Source organism: Brevibacillus sp. HB2.2, assembly GCF_013284275.1.
Lineage (GTDB): Bacteria > Bacillota > Bacilli > Brevibacillales > Brevibacillaceae > Brevibacillus > Brevibacillus brevis_D.
Genome location: NZ_JABSUV010000032.1, coordinates 21,358 through 35,484, shown reverse-complemented (window position 1 = coordinate 35,484; position 14,127 = coordinate 21,358). Strand labels below are relative to the sequence as shown.

Here is a 14,127-nt window from a genome sequence, read left to right as displayed (position 1 = left end):
GCCAAGTAGAAAGCAGCGGATGGCCCACGTTATGGGGCGCATGTCTACGTAGACAGCACGAGTTTGCCTTTTGTGAGAGAGGCAAAAAAGCTGAGTGGTACCGCGATACCTTCGCCTCAGCAACCGGATTCATGGAAATCATGAGTCTGGTTGCTGAGGCTTTTTGCTTTCTGACGTCGTTCAAAAAGTCGACTACTTGAACACGTACTTATGGAAAAAATAAAGAGAAAACTGGAGTGGTGGGGCATGGATCGCTTGAAGCAAAGAGAGCTGTTACACCTGTTGGAAGAAGACAGTCGCATGAGCGCTGAGCAAATCGGAAAAATGATCGGAGAGACGACCGAGGTCGTTGAGCAGACGATTGCAGCATTGGAAGCCGAGAAGGTCATTGTCAAATATCCAGCGCTGGTCAACTGGGAGCGTGTGGACGATCATCCGTACGTGAACGCGATGATTGATGTGAAAGTGACGCCGAAGCGCGATGTCGGCTTTGATGAAGTGGCAGAGCGAATTTGCCGTTTCCCAGAAGTGAAGGCTGTTTACTTGATGTCTGGTGCAAGCTATGACTTGTCGATTATTTTGGAAGGCAAAACGATGAAAGAGGTAGCCACTTTTGTTTCGCAAAAGCTGTCCACTCTCGATTCAGTTGTCTCAACAGCTACACATTTTATTTTAAAACGCTACAAGCACGATGGCATTGAGCTGGAAGATCGTGACGAAGATCACAGAATGGTGGTTACGCCGTGAGTACACAAGTCAAAGTCAAAAACCGTTTATCCAGTACAGTTCAATCGTTGAAGCCATCAGGAATTCGCCGCTTTTTCGATTTGGCAGCATCGATGGAGGGAGTCATTTCCTTAGGTGTAGGGGAGCCTGATTTCGTCACTCCTTGGCGCATGAGAGAAGCTTCGATTTCTTCGCTGGAGCGTGGACATACAGCTTATACATCCAATGCAGGTATGCTGCCATTGCGTGTGGAAATTCAGAAATACTTGGAAGAACGTTTTTCGGTCAGCTATCATCCAGAGACAGAAATTCTCGTAACGGTTGGCGCAAGCGAAGCGATTGATATCGCACTGCGTGCCATTCTCGATCCAGGTGATGAAGTATTGGTCGTAGAGCCTTGCTATGTCTCCTATGAACCAGTCATTCGCTTGGCTGGCGGGGTGCCGGTTTTCCTGAAAACGACGATGGAAAACCAGTTCAAGCTGACACCGCAAGAGCTGGAGACGCACATCACCGAGCGTACAAAAGCAATCATTTTCTGCTATCCTAACAACCCGACCGGGGGGACGATGACGGCTGAAGAGTGGAAAACACTTTTGCCGATCATTGAAAAGCACGACCTTATGGTGATCTCTGATGAGATTTATGCGGAGCTTACCTACGGTCGCATGCACGATAGTATCGCGGCTCTGCCAGGGATGAAAGATCGGACGATCCTGATCTCCGGTTTTTCCAAAGCATTCGCGATGACTGGCTGGCGTCTGGGATATGTCTGCGCGTCACCTGATTTGCTCGCAGGCATGCTGAAAATCCATCAGTACACCATGCTGTGTGCACCGACAATGGCTCAGATGGCTGCATTGGAAGCACTACGCCATGGACGTTCGGATATGGAACGAATGATCGAGAGCTACCGTCAGCGCCGCAATTATGTGGTAGATGGATTCCGTCATATCGGTTTGACTTGCCATGAGCCGGACGGAGCATTCTACGCATTCCCGTCTGTAGCCTCTACAGGTCTCAGCTCTGCTGAGTTTGCTGAGAAGTTGCTGATGGAGGAAAAGGTAGCAGTCGTACCTGGAGATGTGTTCGGCGAAAGCGGAAAGGGACATATTCGTTGTTCTTATGCAACATCGATGGAGCAGTTGAAGAAGGCGCTGGAACGTATGGAGCGCTTGATGGGACGACTGTCCTAACATTTTCCGGGAAATAAAGGGGGGCGGCTTCGAAGCTGTCCCCTTTTTGGTGAAGTGGCTGTGGTGGGGAAGAAGCGCATTTCCAGTCTGCGCTTCGGCCTACGCCCCGCAAGGGGGGATTCACTGGCCGCTTCGAAAAAAATGGCGGGAGCGCTTCAAACGTAGAAGTTTCGATGGAGTGTTTCATAGGTGAAGCTGAAATTCCCCGCCATTTTTTCCGAAGCTGAGTTGGGCTCCAGAGGCGCTTGACTGGAAATGCGCTTCTTCTTACGCGGCTGTGGTAAGGAAACAGCTTGAAAGCTAATGCAAGAGGATAATTGAAGGTAGGGCAAGAAGGTTTAATGTCTCAAGCCTTTTTAGGAGGAGATTCCTAATGATTTCACTGCCAACCCATTTTACCCAAACCATTATGGGCGTACATAAAGAAGCAGGTCGTCTCTGGCTGGATTCCTTTCATGAGTTGATTGCCGAATGCGAAGCACGGTGGTTATTAAAAGTGCTCGAGCCGTTTCCACTCTCCTATAACTTTGTAGCACCAGTTGTGTTGCAGGATGGGAGGAGCGCAGTGCTGAAGCTGGGAGTGCCTGGACTGGATTGGCAGAGAGAGCTGGCAGTGATTCGGGCTTTTGCAGGCAGGGGAATGGTGCAGCTACTCGATGCTGACGAGGAAAAAGGGATCATGCTTTTGGAGCGGATCATGCCAGGAGAGACACTGGACAAGCTGAGTAGCGAAGATGAGCGAATACAATGCTTGGCGGACGTGATCAAAAGAATGCATACACCCGTTTCGAAAGGTGGCAAGCTTGCTCCTACGTTTCCAACGATAGCAGACTGGGCTGTGGGACTGAAAAATATTCGCCCTCATTTCCAAGGGGAGACAGGACCGATTCCTGAGCAAATGGTGGAGCGGGCTATGCAATGGTACAAAAAGCTTCTTCCCACACAAAAAGAATTGTACCTGCTGCATGGTGATCTTCATCATGAAAACATTTTGCGGGCAGAAAGAGAGCCGTGGTTGGCAATTGATCCAAAAGGGCTGATCGGGGAGACGGAATACGAGGTGATTCCGTTTTTGCTGAACCATTTGCCAGAGGATGGAGTAGAAGAGGTAATGAAGCAGCGGGTCGATGGGCTGACGAAGGCGCTGTCTTTGCAAAAAGAGAGAGTGTTGGCGTGGGCGTATTGCCATAGTGTGCTATCGGCTTGGTGGTTTATAGAGGATTTTGGTGTAGACGGTGGTCGTCTGGTGATGCCGGGAGTTTTTGAGAGACTGTTAAATGAGTAAGGGCTTCACCCTTTGGGATGAAGCCTTCTTTATTTTATATGAATAAATGAGATCCTTCGTAATGCGGAATATTAATAGCCAGTTGACTGGTTCAAGGTGGTAGCAGCGAGATTGTATTGATAAACCGATTCAATTGCTTTTGTTTCAGAGTCAAACAGGCTTGCTTCGTCTTCCATCAATTCTTTCATCGATGCCTTCCCCAATCTATATTGATCGATTGTTGCCTGATAGCGCTCCAATGCGGTTTCTTTCTTTGTTGTACTTTCTTCTAATGCCTTTTTCGCTGCCAGTACCTTCGTATAGTTGTCACTTACTTCTTGACCGATTTTCTTTTGCGTTTTTTGTTTTTGCAGTTCCGCTTTTTTGTGCTCATTTTTTGCAATTATTCCTTTATGTGTGCTTAGTGCGGAATACTCTGCTGTGTAATCAATTCTTACTTGGGTAAAATCTATTTCTGCTTGCGCTTTGATCATCTCAGGACGCATTTCAAAAGCTTTTGCTTGCAATTGCTCCAAGGAAAGCAGCTCGTGCTGGGACAGATCAGTCGCTATCATTCTCCATTGTCTGTCTGCTTTTTCATTCAATAAATCGTTGAGCTTGGCCAACGCTTGCTTGTAGCTGGCTTCAAGGGCAGCAAGATTTTTATGAGCTTCTGTTTCTTGGGAGTTCAACCAGTACTGTCTTTGCAAGCTCTTCTTTTGGGCTTTGATTTTGGCGTCTAATGACTGGACTTCGAAGAAAGCTTTATGTACTTGCAATTGAACGGTGTTTTTTTGCGTATTCAGGGCGACTTCATCGACAACCACTTCTTTGATCGCTTTGGCGGCGTCTTCGAATTTCTTTTTTGCATCAGCCAGAGTTATGACGTCGGATTTTTTGATTTCTTCCTTTTCTCTTAGTGTGATGGATGTTTCGTACTTTGTAATATCTAATTCAATTCGAAGCAGCTCCAGATCAACGCTGTTCTTTATTGCCTGTTCGACTGCGAAATTTAGCGACAAAGGGGAAACATCCGTCTGTTCCGTAGTGGCCACGAGTGGAGCGGCCAGAGCAAAATGGGCACCACCTGTAAGGAGAGAAGTGACTAAAGTTGTACTATAAATGTGTTTGAAGAGCCTGGATTTCATGGGGCAACCTCCTGATTATATATAAAAGAACTTGATAACGATTCTCATTATCAAATCCATGAAAAGTATATATTTCCAATACAATTTCGTCAATAAAAAAATGTTTTTCACCACTTTCTTGGCCAAAACCCAAAAGAAATCCCCTTCCGGAAAAAGGCAAAGTGAGCATCTGCCTGTTTCCCCAAAGGGGATTTGTTTTTCATAATGGGAAAAGTACTATTCTTTGTCCCTGTTTTCTTTGTTTTCCGTAGCCGACTTGGCAGTTTGGTTCAATGTCCCTTCCTTTGGCGTAAGGGAGTAACCATGCATATTGCTTCCGTTATAACCCATGTCGGGCTTTTCCTGTGAGGTACGATCAGTCATTTGCTTCCCCCTTATTTTGTCCAGTGGATGTAGAGTCTTGCTGCACATACGGATTGTCGACGTCATTTGGTTCCTTGTCCAGATTGGTACGGATTGCGAGTATTGGACTCGTGGGAGGTTGAGCGATCAGTCTGTCATCCAGTTGCTTGAAATCAGGCAGGTCGTTTTCGCGATTGTCATCCATGTTCGTCTCCTCCTTTACGGGTTAGTATATCCACCACCTGCCTGTACATTTCCTTAAATGGAAAAGCAATGGGACCCGGACTACACCAGAAAAAACAGCCCCAGTTCCAGAAAGTTCGGGAGGGGCTGTGCCGATCATCTTTGTGCAGTTAACTCGTTTTCTTGGCCAGGCTCTTCATAAAAGAAGCAAGATTCGTTTGTAACAATGGTGTGATCGCAGAAAAGGAAGCATTTTCAGTGAGCGTATTCATTTGACGAACAAATTCAGTGGTATCCTTTGTATTTACATTCTCGAAGCGGTTAGTGATTTTTGTGTTTTTTAAATCGGAGAGAAGCGTAGCTTGTTCGTTCCGGTATTGTGTGATCCAGTCTGGACGATGTTGCAGCTTTTTGACGAATTGAATCAGCATGCTTACTTTCTCTGTTGGATTGGTTGTGGTCGCTTGCATTTTTTTGTAGGCTTCCGGGTCATACCGCTCCATCAGCTTGGATGGATTAACATAGTCGTTCGGCGCCCCATGTGGTTTTTGCGGAAGCTCTACGTAGCTGACACTGCCAGTTGCAGGGTCAACCTTTCGTGTTTTGGCAACGCCTGCGAGCAGATGGAGGGTATCCAAAAATTCAGCAGCATTTTTCTCATCAGCCATGTATTGGTCTGCCAAATATTTGCCTTGGGTTAAACCGACTTCTACCAAAGCAGCTCTTTCTTCATCGGTGTAGGTGGATTGGGAGTTGAAAAAGTTTTGCTCCAGGATGTGGTCAAAGGCTTTGCGAGCCTCGGGTGGCTTATCTGCGAAAATTTTATCCAAACGCTCATTAATCTCAGTGCTAAAGAAAAATTGGACGCTGTGATGTTCGATGGCATCAGCAGGTAGCTCGCGTGCCTTGTGTGAACGAAGGTCTACCGTATCGGGCTTGGGCAATCCCAGACTAGTTCCCGTCACCATTTTAGGTGCAGTTTGGCTAGTTTGGAGCTGGGGGGTTAGGTAGCGGGAATACGATTGGATTTGCATGTTCTACTCTCCTCACATGGATTCATGTTCAGTCGTGAAGGCAGGGAGATCATGGTTACCCTTTATCAGATGACTAGTATGAGTTGTGAGAACAGAAGGAAACGGATCTCAATTGCTTCTTTTCTATACTATCGGCTATTTTCGGGCAGTTTTTAATAGGGTGGCAAACATGAAAAAGGACTCCCGTTCAGATAACGGAAGTCCGTATTTTTCTTCGATTATTTCGTGTGCTCATCCATGCTGAAGTCTACTTGTTCAAGAGGGACGACCTTGGTCTTCTGGCTGATTTTATAAGCGAGCCAAATGAGTAAGAAGAGTGGCAGGCCAATGTAAGAGACCAGGACGCCATACCAGTCGACCGTTCCCCCGATGAATGAAGAGTAGTTTTGCCCCAAAATAACGATACAGCAAATGATGAAGGCAAAAATCGGTCCAAACGGGAACCACTTTGCCCGATAAGGCAATTCGCTTAAGTCTCGGCCCTGAGCGATAAACGCTTTGCGGAAACGGTAGTGACTAATGGCAATTCCCAGCCAAGCGATGAAGCCTGACATACCGGACGCATTCAAAAGCCATACGTACACTTCGCCATCCCCAAACAGCGAGGACAGAAAAGCAAGGGCGCCGATGAGCGCAGTCAAGATCAAGGCATTGATTGGTACACCGTTACTTGTTACTTTTGCGAACCATTTTGGTGCTTTTCCTTCCTTCGCCAAGTTCCACAGCATGCGTGTAGAGGCGTACATGCCAGAGTTACCAGCAGACAATACAGACGTGAGAATAACCGCGTTCATGACGGATGCTGCAAAAGCAAAACCGGCATTTTCAAATACTATCGTAAACGGACTGATCGCAATATCCGTAAGGTCGCCACTGATCAGATTTGGATTATCGTATGGAACCAGCAACCCGATGATCAAAATAGCGAGGATGTAGAAGAGCAGGATGCGCCAAAAAATTTGACGGATGGCCTTCGGAATATTGCGGGCAGGGTCTTCGCTTTCCCCAGCTGCTACACCAACCAGCTCTGTTCCTTGGAAAGAGAATCCGGCAATCATAAAGACACCGAGCAGGGCCATGAAGCCGCCATTGAATGGCGCGTCGCCTTTGGTGAAGTTTTGGAAGCCAACTGCTTGACCACCCATAATGCCAAAAATCATCAACACACCGACAATAATAAAGATGATAACCGTTACTACTTTAATCAAGGCGAACCAATATTCAGATTCTCCATAGGCTTTCACAGACAGGAGATTCAAGGCAAACAGCAATCCGAGGAACAAAGCGCTCCACACTATCGCTGGGGTATCCGGGAACCAATATTTCATAATGAGTGCAGAAGCTGACAGCTCGACGGCAATGGTTATCGCCCAGTTGTACCAGTAGTTCCAACCGAGAGCAAAGCCGAGTGATGGATCGACGAACCGTGTGGCATACGTCGAAAACGAACCGGAAACAGGCATAAAGGCTGCCATTTCCCCCAAGCTGGTCATTAAAAAGTAAACCATGATACTAATAGCGAGATAGGCGACTAAAGCTCCACCTGGTCCGGCGGAATGAATCGAGCCTCCACTCGCGAGAAACAATCCCGTCCCAATCGAGCCGCCGATGGCGATCATCGTCAGGTGTCGGGCTTTCAAACCACGTTGCAATTGATTTTGTGACATAAGCTGCTTGCACGACCTTTCTTGATTTTTGAGAAGGAAGGTCGGAAATTAAAAAACCGCCATAGCCAAAAAAATGGCATAGGGCGGTATCATCCAATCCCCACCAAGCCTTCACTGAAGATAGCTCACCACGTTTGCTTGGCATGCAAACGTGACAGTTCTGCCCCTTTCGAGTACAGCCCCAACCCAATCGCACAGAGACGCGATATGAGCTTCGGCGGATTTTCCTTACCTGGAGTCATTGATTTTCTCTGAATCTCGTACAGGATGATATAAAAGCCGCGACCTCTATCCCCACCGTGAAAGATGAGGATAACATGTATGAAATTATGTGATTTAACAACTATAAAGGATTGTTCGGGATTAATCAATGTGAAATTTTGTTATTCAAATGAGCGTTTGGCAGGCCAGGAGCCTTGCAGCTTGCGAACTTGGACGATTTGTCCCGTATGAAACGCATCATGCAAGACAAGACTCATTACGTTTTGGTAAATGGGTGTATAGGTAGCCAGCTGGTTTAACTCTTCATCCGTCAGCAAGGAAAGCTGTTCATGAATGTGGCGGTGGACGCTTTCCATTTTCAAGAGGGTAGCTTGCCAAGCGTCTTCGTCAGCGGGACCACCGGATGGGGTGAAGGTATCATCGTTCGTCTCCGCGGAGCCAGGGAATTCGGTGCCCAAAAGACGATGCAACAGGCGTTCTTTGTAATAAAGAAGGTGGCTGACGTTTTCCCAGATGGTGTTGGCAGCTTCTCCCACAGGGCGCCAGCTAGCCTCCGCAGCTGATATCCCGGAAAGCACTTCTTTTAGGGGTGGATACCAGTCTTCCTTGTCATACGCACATTCCCATCCGTGCAAAAGCAATTCCTTCCGATTCATACGCTTCCTCCTCGTCTGTGAAACAGATTGATGAAACGCTATAATAGCAATAAGAAATGAGGGTGTAACTAGTCAATTAGGTTACGGTAGTTACGGATAAAGATTACCATATCCTGTATGGTCATACAAGAGAGAAAATGAAGGGTTTCGTCAGGAGAGTGGATGACATGGACTGGCTTTGTATCGATTTTTTAAATAGTGATTGGCGGGATTGGCGCGGTTCTGGTCGTTGGGAAAATCGCCTGGAGAACCAGGAATGGCTGTCATCCTTTTTGCAAACATACAACCTAACCGCTCCGCTGCCGATGAATGAGGCGTATGCCGCGTCTCTTTTGCAATTGCGGGAGCGTTTGAGACGTATGCTGGAAGCCGTTGTCCGTGGAGACCGATTTCAAGAGGAGGACCTTGCGGAATTGAACAAAGTGTTGGCTCTCGCCCCTTTTCATACACAGGTGTTGTATGTAGATGAGGAGGGCGGCTACAGGCAAAAGCAATCCAGTCAAGCAGAGGGCTGGCCCCTCGTCATGGCACAAATTGCGGCTTCTTTCGCGGAGCTGCTTGCCCCGCAGCATCTGGAGCGAATCAAAATATGTGACAACGAGGATTGCCGCTGGGTGTTTTATGATGAAAGCCGCAACCGGGTGCGCCGCTGGTGCGATGACAAAATGTGCGGAAACCTGATGAAGGTACGCCGTTTTCGTGAGCGGAAAAAGGAGAAAGGGTGATGCGCATAGGCTCACCCTTTTTTCTGTTCATTATGAAGCTGGGGTCAATTGGATCAGCTGAGGGTAGATGGTCGAGCCAGCTGCTACGATGCCTGTGCTTTTCCAGCAAAAATCATTCCCCTGTGTATCCGTAATTTTGCCTCCGGCTTCCTGGACCAAAAGAGCACCAGCCAGCCAATCATACACCCCTTCACCGTATTCCCAGTAACCGTCGAGTCGTCCGCACGCCACATAGGCCAGATGGAGTGATACCGCGCCTTGCATGCGGATGGCAAAAGCTTCTGGCATCACTCGCGTCAAGGAATTCGCTGTATACTTTCCGACCAAGAGGTTCATCGGCTCGGAGGAAGCAAAGATCGTCCCTAGAATGCACTCACTCAGCAGCGATTTGGATGAGGTACTGATTTTTTGTCCGTTTAAAAAAGCTCCACGCCCGCCAATTGCTGTAAACAGTTCATCACGGCATGGATCATAGACAAAAGAAACAACCGTGCGTCCACCGTCAATCAGGCAGAGGGAAGTAGCCCACATCGGCATTTTTTGTAGAAAGTGAACGGCTCCATCGATTGCATCCATCACCCAATAAGGACTTGTGAATTCAGGCTTTTCCTGTGCAGCCAGATCGAATTCGGCGTCAGAGAATTGATAGGTGGGGAACCGCTCGGATAATGAGCGCATTAATCGAGCTTCAACCACGGGATTCACCTCATCGAAGCGTTTAGCCATTGCTTCCTTGCTGTGGCAGGGCGCGCCTTTTTCAAATTCCACTAGCAGCTCCATTCCAACACTTCTTACCAGTTCCTCGCAAAATTGCACATCCTGTAGGTTCATAACAATTCCCATCCCTTCTCTTTTTGGTGAAAATCAGGTAGTATGTTTGAATACTACTACGTAAAAATCAGCTCGTCAACACTACGGAAATGTCGAGATTCACAATTTATGCACATGTGCAGCGTGTTTGAGACATAATAAGTAGCATCATACATAGGGGCGGAAAGGAGGTGGGCAGGATGAGTCAAGCGCGTAAAAAATGGTTCCAGGCACTCGTATTGGTGACACTTGCAGCGATTTGTCTGGCTATATGGTATTTGCAGCCATATCAGCCCGATCAGGCAGCACTAACGGCCATGCAAGGCGGTGAAGGGATAACAGTCATGGATACGAATGACTGGATTATCTTCCAAGGCGGGGAGTCACGCGAACCGGGACTCATCTTATATCCGGGAGCACTCGTCAAACCGGAGAGCTATGCACCGATTGCCCGTTCCTTGGCAGGCTCCGGCTACCATGTTTTTCTCGCACGAATGCCGCTGAATTTGGCTGTAAGTGATATGACGAGAGCTACACAAGTATTAAAGGCGTACCCGAATAAAACGTTTGTCATCGGAGGACATTCGCTCGGTGGTACTATGGCAGCTCAATTCGCAGCAAACCACCCGGACCGAATCAACGGCGTGTTTTTACTGGGAGCGTATCCGAACAGTCAGGGGAACCTAAAGAAGGTGAATTTGCCTGTGCTGTCTTTGCTCGGGTCTCGCGACGGTGTGATTAATATGGAAAGGTTTGATGAGAGCAAGCAATATTTGCCGGAGCGTACGGTGTACATGACTATAGAAGGGGGAAACCACTCCCAGTTCGGAAGCTATGGATCGCAGGAGGGTGACAAGCCCGCTGCCATTACTCCGCAGGAGCAGTGGCAGCAAACGGTGGCAGCAATCAAGGATTGGCTGCTTAATGAGGTCACGATGATGAACGTGGAATAATCCCGGATACAACACCTGTAATACGAATATTTTCCGAGGGGAGTAGCATGGGCGTGTCTTGCTCGCGTGTGGTTGTAAACAGACATTCCAATGGATTGACGTCTGCTGCAATGCGCACAAGGAACTGCCCCTCCTGTCGGATCAACACAGGTCTGTCTTTTACAGGCTCCATCGAAAAGTCTGAGATCAAGAGGGCGTCTCCAGGAAAAATACCGAGACCACTAAGGCCGTCATCTCGCATGATGAGAGCAAAGCGGGCCACGTGATAGCTGGCTACCTGCAAAGAGGGTAACAGCGACAGCTCCTCGTCTTGTTCCAAGGCGAGATCAAAAAAATGAGTCGTGTATGCATCACCAGCAATAAAGACTCGTTTCATCAGGTATCGCCTCCTGCATAAAAATAATGTCGTCATTTACCCATAGACAGGAAAACCTTTGGCATACATACGGCTCAGTATGCGCTCAAAACGGGCACGGGCAAGAGGCATCGGCACCTGAAAGCGCTGAGCCAACACAGCCGGTGCGTTGTATCGCGAGCAATCGGCCAAAAGGGTGCTCATCATGTAAATGGGAAGCAGCAAATGCTCGGCAAAATGATTTGCCTGCGATTCTTGCCAGTCAATCATCCATTCGCTGCTCTGGGGCTGAATGCCTTCATGAAGAAGCAAATGTCCCAGTTCATGCGCGATTTTTACCCGCTGGGTTGCCAGGTCGAGTCGCTCGTCCACCGCAATGACATAACGTCCCGGCGAAAAGGGGTGCGCGTGTGTACGACTCCTGCCGCAAATGTGATGGATCTCGATGCCGTACGTCTCGCATAGCAGATGCAGATCGATTTGTTCGGGCGAATCGATGCCGTGATGTTGAAGCAACAAGTACACGCGACTCTCGAGCCATGTTTGCGGTTCGCAGATTTCTTGCAAAAGGGAGTGAAGCATCAAGGACCTCCTAGATGAATGGTAAAGAACGTACGTTCTGTTTTGGGTTGAAAAGAAAACCCCGTACTGGGGTTATTTTTTTTTGATGTCTTCTGTGATGTCAAACAAAGAAGGAGGGCGTTCCTCGCGTACTTTACGGACTTTCCACTGTTTCTTCAAGTCGTACCAGTAGCGGCGAATTTCTTTTTTCTCCTCTTCTGAGGCGTCCAGATACCCGTCTAGGAAATAGTAGTCGTCGGGGTCATCGATCTTTTCCTGCAAGAGCTCGTCCAACGAACGATGATTTGTTTCTCCTGTTGCTGGGAGAATATAAGCTGTGACTTCATCTGTGCGGCCCAACAACCAATCGGTCGTGACGTCCAGCACATCAGCCAATTGCCGCAGCATGTCATTCGGTGGTGTGCTGTGGTTATTCTCGTAGTTACTGATCGTCCCCTTGGTCGTGCAGACATGCTCTGCCAACTCTTCCTGGGTCAGACCTTTTGTCTTACGAGCTGTGCGTAAGCGCTGAGATAGCATGAGCGTGCCAGTCCTTCCTGTGAGGATGTACAAACTTATTGTACTAAATGAGAGGGAAAAAGAAAAGTATGGATAAAAATTTTGCTCCCAACGAATTATGTACAAGCCCTTTGTACAAAATACAGATAAGAACGATGCGGGGACACTCGTTCTGTACTGTGACAAAAGGGGAGATCAAACATGGAAGATCAAGTAACAACCGTATTACTTCAGCAAGGGCCATTTGCTGCTTTGTTTGTCTGGTTGTTGTTTTATATTATGAAGGCAAATCGCGAGCGCGAGGGGCGACTACAGGATTTGCTGGACAAATACAGCGACAAGTACGATCTGATCCTCGAAGAATTGCGAGAGATCAAGGGAAAAGTGAGGAAATAACTCTTTTTGACATCAAACCTTCTGATGAGCGTGACGAATACAAATCCATTACTTATGTTGCCCGATTCCTGGAAGAGCTTATTCAGCAAGAGGGACAAATCGTTGCAGCCTGTACCAGACCTTGATCGGCCATTAGCCCTTCAAGGTCCTTTTTTGTTGTGTCCTTTTCCCGATTCACACGTCTTCCATAATAACTCACCAATACTTGGTAAAAAAGGAGCAGTATGACTATGCATGTACCCGTCGTCTACTCAACCATCTGTGAAAAAGCATTACAGAAAGTACTTCAGGAAGCATATCCAACCGAACAAATACAATCCGTTCACTACATGCTTCGAGGCATGAACGATACGTACCTCGTGAAGACGAGCGATCAAAAACGAATATTCAGACTGTATCGCAGTGATTGGCGAACAGAGGAAGCAGCAGTCGCGTTCGAGATGGAGCTGTTGCTCCATTTGAATAGACAAGGAGTACCTGTATCTGTGCCAATTGCAGACGGCTCAGGAAAGCATGTGTTGAGACTGCAAGCAGCAGAGGGCAATCGCTTTGGTGCGTTATTCACTTTTGCTGCGGGCAAGGAGCAAGAAATGGATACCGAGGAACTGAGCGAACGATTCGGCAGAGCCGTTGCGGAGCTGCATGTCAAAGCAGAAGGCTTTTCCACACAGCAAGCTCGCGAGGTGTGGGACGCCAAGAGGACGCCAAGACGCTGATTCATCGTCCGTTAGCCATCATTGAGCCACGTCTACAGCATCGGAAGGAAGATTTTCAATTTCTCCAAAGGCTGGCGATGGAGCTGGAAGTCAAGCTAAACGAGCACATCCGTGCCGGACTCGACTGGGGGATTTGCCACGGAGACCTCCAAGGGAATTTTAATACGAACTTTTGTGAGGACAACACCTATACCCACTTTGATTTCGACCTGTGCGGATATGGCTGGCGGGCGTATGATCTGGCTGCTTTCAAGCTGAGCCGAATATTGATCGAAGAAGATGATGAACTGGTGGAGTCGCTATGGAATGCTTTTCTGAAAGGATATACCGAGGTTCATCCCTTATCTGAAAACGATCAGGCAGCGGCGTCGCTCATGACAGGAATTCGCCAATTGTGGCTAATGGGGCTGTGCATGCATGATCCTCATATCATGGGGAGCATCGATTCGGATGATGCTTTCGTGAGTGAGAAGATGGAGTTTTTCAAAAAATATTTCGCGTAAGAGAGAGTTTTTCCAAACATGCGCATTGAACAGCAGGTGGTCCGGTATTGTCGGTCGGCATACGGAGTCGAGAAAAGGTCACAACTAGAAGCGTTTTGCAAAGCGTTGTCAGAAAAGCATGTGTCCCGAAGTCAATGATAGGTAAGTCATA

Annotated in this window: 18 protein-coding genes, 1 riboswitch and 1 other annotated feature (1 of these 20 only partly in view); of the genes, 8 read left to right on the top strand and 10 right to left on the bottom strand. The window is 47.8% G+C overall.

Going from position 1 to position 14,127, the window contains the following annotated elements:
• Positions 1 to 122: a binding site (T-box leader), on the top strand; it begins 120 nt to the left of the window's first position.
• 124 nt (positions 123 to 246) lie between these two features.
• The 3 genes from HP401_RS32320 to HP401_RS32310 all read left to right on the top strand — a co-directional run bounded on the left by HP401_RS32320 (position 247) and on the right by HP401_RS32310 (position 3,207).
• Positions 247 to 747, top strand: coding sequence for an Lrp/AsnC family transcriptional regulator (locus tag HP401_RS32320; RefSeq protein ID WP_173606450.1), 501 nt, complete (start codon positions 247 to 249; stop codon positions 745 to 747).
• Entirely contained in the window at positions 744 to 1,922 is a 1,179-nt protein-coding gene (locus tag HP401_RS32315; RefSeq protein ID WP_012684839.1) for an aminotransferase, read from the top strand. Before HP401_RS32320 ends, HP401_RS32315 begins: the two co-directional genes overlap by 4 nt.
• A 373-nt stretch (positions 1,923 to 2,295) precedes the next feature.
• A complete protein-coding gene (locus HP401_RS32310) occupies positions 2,296 to 3,207 on the top strand; it encodes an aminoglycoside phosphotransferase family protein (protein ID WP_173606449.1) in 912 nt (303 codons plus the stop codon).
• Between the two features lie 71 nt (positions 3,208 to 3,278).
• Here the strand turns inward: HP401_RS32310 and HP401_RS32305 are convergent, their stop codons facing one another.
• The 6 genes from HP401_RS32305 to HP401_RS32280 form a co-directional block, all read right to left on the bottom strand.
• Positions 3,279 to 4,334 carry a TolC family protein gene (locus tag HP401_RS32305; RefSeq protein WP_173606448.1) on the bottom strand — a complete coding sequence of 352 codons (1,056 nt, stop codon included), beginning with the start codon at positions 4,332 to 4,334 and terminating at the stop codon, positions 3,279 to 3,281.
• A 216-nt stretch (positions 4,335 to 4,550) separates the two neighbouring features.
• Positions 4,551 to 4,697 carry a hypothetical protein gene (locus HP401_RS32300; protein WP_012684844.1) on the bottom strand — a complete coding sequence of 49 codons (147 nt, stop codon included), beginning with the start codon at positions 4,695 to 4,697 and terminating at the stop codon, positions 4,551 to 4,553.
• A complete protein-coding gene (locus tag HP401_RS32295; protein ID WP_016741646.1) occupies positions 4,690 to 4,881 on the bottom strand; it encodes a hypothetical protein in 192 nt (63 codons plus the stop codon). Before HP401_RS32295 ends, HP401_RS32300 begins: the two co-directional genes overlap by 8 nt.
• A gap of 148 nt (positions 4,882 to 5,029) precedes the next feature.
• Positions 5,030 to 5,893, bottom strand: coding sequence for a hypothetical protein (locus HP401_RS32290; protein WP_173606447.1), 864 nt, complete (start codon positions 5,891 to 5,893; stop codon positions 5,030 to 5,032).
• 218 nt (positions 5,894 to 6,111) lie between these two features.
• Positions 6,112 to 7,560, bottom strand: a complete 1,449-nt coding sequence (locus HP401_RS32285; RefSeq protein WP_173606446.1) for an amino acid permease — start codon at positions 7,558 to 7,560, stop codon at positions 6,112 to 6,114.
• A 113-nt stretch (positions 7,561 to 7,673) separates the two neighbouring features.
• A riboswitch (Lysine riboswitch) is annotated at positions 7,674 to 7,859 on the bottom strand.
• A gap of 84 nt (positions 7,860 to 7,943) precedes the next feature.
• Positions 7,944 to 8,438, bottom strand: a complete 495-nt coding sequence (locus tag HP401_RS32280) for a DinB family protein (protein WP_173606445.1) — start codon at positions 8,436 to 8,438, stop codon at positions 7,944 to 7,946.
• 167 nt (positions 8,439 to 8,605) lie between these two features.
• On the opposite strand from HP401_RS32280, the gene HP401_RS32275 reads away from it, so the two are divergent.
• On the top strand, positions 8,606 to 9,163 hold the full coding sequence (locus HP401_RS32275) for a CGNR zinc finger domain-containing protein (protein WP_173606444.1): 558 nt from the start codon (positions 8,606 to 8,608) through the stop codon (positions 9,161 to 9,163).
• A gap of 30 nt (positions 9,164 to 9,193) precedes the next feature.
• Here HP401_RS32275 and HP401_RS32270 read toward each other — a convergent pair whose 3' ends face one another.
• Positions 9,194 to 9,994: an inositol monophosphatase family protein gene (locus HP401_RS32270; RefSeq protein WP_173606443.1), complete on the bottom strand. Its 801-nt coding sequence runs from the start codon at positions 9,992 to 9,994 to the stop codon at positions 9,194 to 9,196.
• 179 nt (positions 9,995 to 10,173) lie between these two features.
• On the opposite strand from HP401_RS32270, the gene HP401_RS32265 reads away from it, so the two are divergent.
• The gene (locus HP401_RS32265) at positions 10,174 to 10,926 is read left to right on the top strand and encodes an alpha/beta fold hydrolase (protein WP_173606442.1); all 753 of its coding nucleotides are present in this window, start codon (positions 10,174 to 10,176) and stop codon (positions 10,924 to 10,926) included.
• Here the strand turns inward: HP401_RS32265 and HP401_RS32260 are convergent.
• From HP401_RS32260 to HP401_RS32250, 3 genes are all read right to left on the bottom strand, one after another.
• Positions 10,904 to 11,302 (bottom strand): hypothetical protein, encoded by a 399-nt coding sequence (locus HP401_RS32260; protein WP_026134137.1) that lies wholly within the window; start codon positions 11,300 to 11,302, stop codon positions 10,904 to 10,906. The two genes, HP401_RS32265 and HP401_RS32260, sit on opposite strands and share 23 nt — an antisense overlap.
• A gap of 36 nt (positions 11,303 to 11,338) precedes the next feature.
• Complete coding sequence (locus HP401_RS32255) at positions 11,339 to 11,863, bottom strand: ImmA/IrrE family metallo-endopeptidase (protein ID WP_173606441.1); 525 nt, start codon at positions 11,861 to 11,863, stop codon at positions 11,339 to 11,341.
• 72 nt (positions 11,864 to 11,935) lie between these two features.
• A complete protein-coding gene (locus HP401_RS32250) occupies positions 11,936 to 12,382 on the bottom strand; it encodes a helix-turn-helix domain-containing protein (protein ID WP_041749275.1) in 447 nt (148 codons plus the stop codon).
• Positions 12,383 to 12,562: 180 nt separating this feature from the next.
• Here HP401_RS32250 and HP401_RS32245 point away from each other — a divergent pair, with 180 nt between their 5' ends.
• The 3 genes from HP401_RS32245 to HP401_RS32235 all read left to right on the top strand — a co-directional run bounded on the left by HP401_RS32245 (position 12,563) and on the right by HP401_RS32235 (position 13,976).
• On the top strand, positions 12,563 to 12,757 hold the full coding sequence (locus tag HP401_RS32245; protein WP_012684855.1) for a BhlA/UviB family holin-like peptide: 195 nt from the start codon (positions 12,563 to 12,565) through the stop codon (positions 12,755 to 12,757).
• A 230-nt stretch (positions 12,758 to 12,987) separates the two neighbouring features.
• Positions 12,988 to 13,473 (top strand): phosphotransferase, encoded by a 486-nt coding sequence (locus HP401_RS32240; protein WP_309145147.1) that lies wholly within the window; start codon positions 12,988 to 12,990, stop codon positions 13,471 to 13,473.
• On the top strand, positions 13,443 to 13,976 hold the full coding sequence (locus tag HP401_RS32235; protein WP_375140437.1) for a phosphotransferase: 534 nt from the start codon (positions 13,443 to 13,445) through the stop codon (positions 13,974 to 13,976). Before HP401_RS32240 ends, HP401_RS32235 begins: the two co-directional genes overlap by 31 nt.
• Positions 13,977 to 14,127 lie beyond the last annotated feature (151 nt).

Bases quoted from the DNA above. Each gene is read 5' to 3' on its own strand.
- HP401_RS32320 (WP_173606450.1), top strand. From the start codon at position 247: ATGGATCGCTTGAAGCAAAGAGAGCTGTTACACCTGTTGGAAGAAGAC.
- HP401_RS32310 (WP_173606449.1), top strand. From the start codon at position 2,296: ATGATTTCACTGCCAACCCATTTTACCCAAACCATTATGGGCGTACAT.
- HP401_RS32305 (WP_173606448.1), bottom strand. From the start codon at position 4,334: ATGAAATCCAGGCTCTTCAAACACATTTATAGTACAACTTTAGTCACT.
- HP401_RS32300 (WP_012684844.1), bottom strand. From the start codon at position 4,697: ATGACTGATCGTACCTCACAGGAAAAGCCCGACATGGGTTATAACGGA.
- HP401_RS32295 (WP_016741646.1), bottom strand. From the start codon at position 4,881: ATGGATGACAATCGCGAAAACGACCTGCCTGATTTCAAGCAACTGGAT.
- HP401_RS32290 (WP_173606447.1), bottom strand. From the start codon at position 5,893: ATGCAAATCCAATCGTATTCCCGCTACCTAACCCCCCAGCTCCAAACT.
- HP401_RS32285 (WP_173606446.1), bottom strand. From the start codon at position 7,560: ATGTCACAAAATCAATTGCAACGTGGTTTGAAAGCCCGACACCTGACG.
- HP401_RS32280 (WP_173606445.1), bottom strand. From the start codon at position 8,438: ATGAATCGGAAGGAATTGCTTTTGCACGGATGGGAATGTGCGTATGAC.
- HP401_RS32275 (WP_173606444.1), top strand. From the start codon at position 8,606: ATGGACTGGCTTTGTATCGATTTTTTAAATAGTGATTGGCGGGATTGG.
- HP401_RS32270 (WP_173606443.1), bottom strand. From the start codon at position 9,994: ATGAACCTACAGGATGTGCAATTTTGCGAGGAACTGGTAAGAAGTGTT.
- HP401_RS32265 (WP_173606442.1), top strand. From the start codon at position 10,174: ATGAGTCAAGCGCGTAAAAAATGGTTCCAGGCACTCGTATTGGTGACA.
- HP401_RS32260 (WP_026134137.1), bottom strand. From the start codon at position 11,302: ATGAAACGAGTCTTTATTGCTGGTGATGCATACACGACTCATTTTTTT.
- HP401_RS32255 (WP_173606441.1), bottom strand. From the start codon at position 11,863: ATGCTTCACTCCCTTTTGCAAGAAATCTGCGAACCGCAAACATGGCTC.
- HP401_RS32250 (WP_041749275.1), bottom strand. From the start codon at position 12,382: ATGCTATCTCAGCGCTTACGCACAGCTCGTAAGACAAAAGGTCTGACC.
- HP401_RS32245 (WP_012684855.1), top strand. From the start codon at position 12,563: ATGGAAGATCAAGTAACAACCGTATTACTTCAGCAAGGGCCATTTGCT.
- HP401_RS32240 (WP_309145147.1), top strand. From the start codon at position 12,988: ATGCATGTACCCGTCGTCTACTCAACCATCTGTGAAAAAGCATTACAG.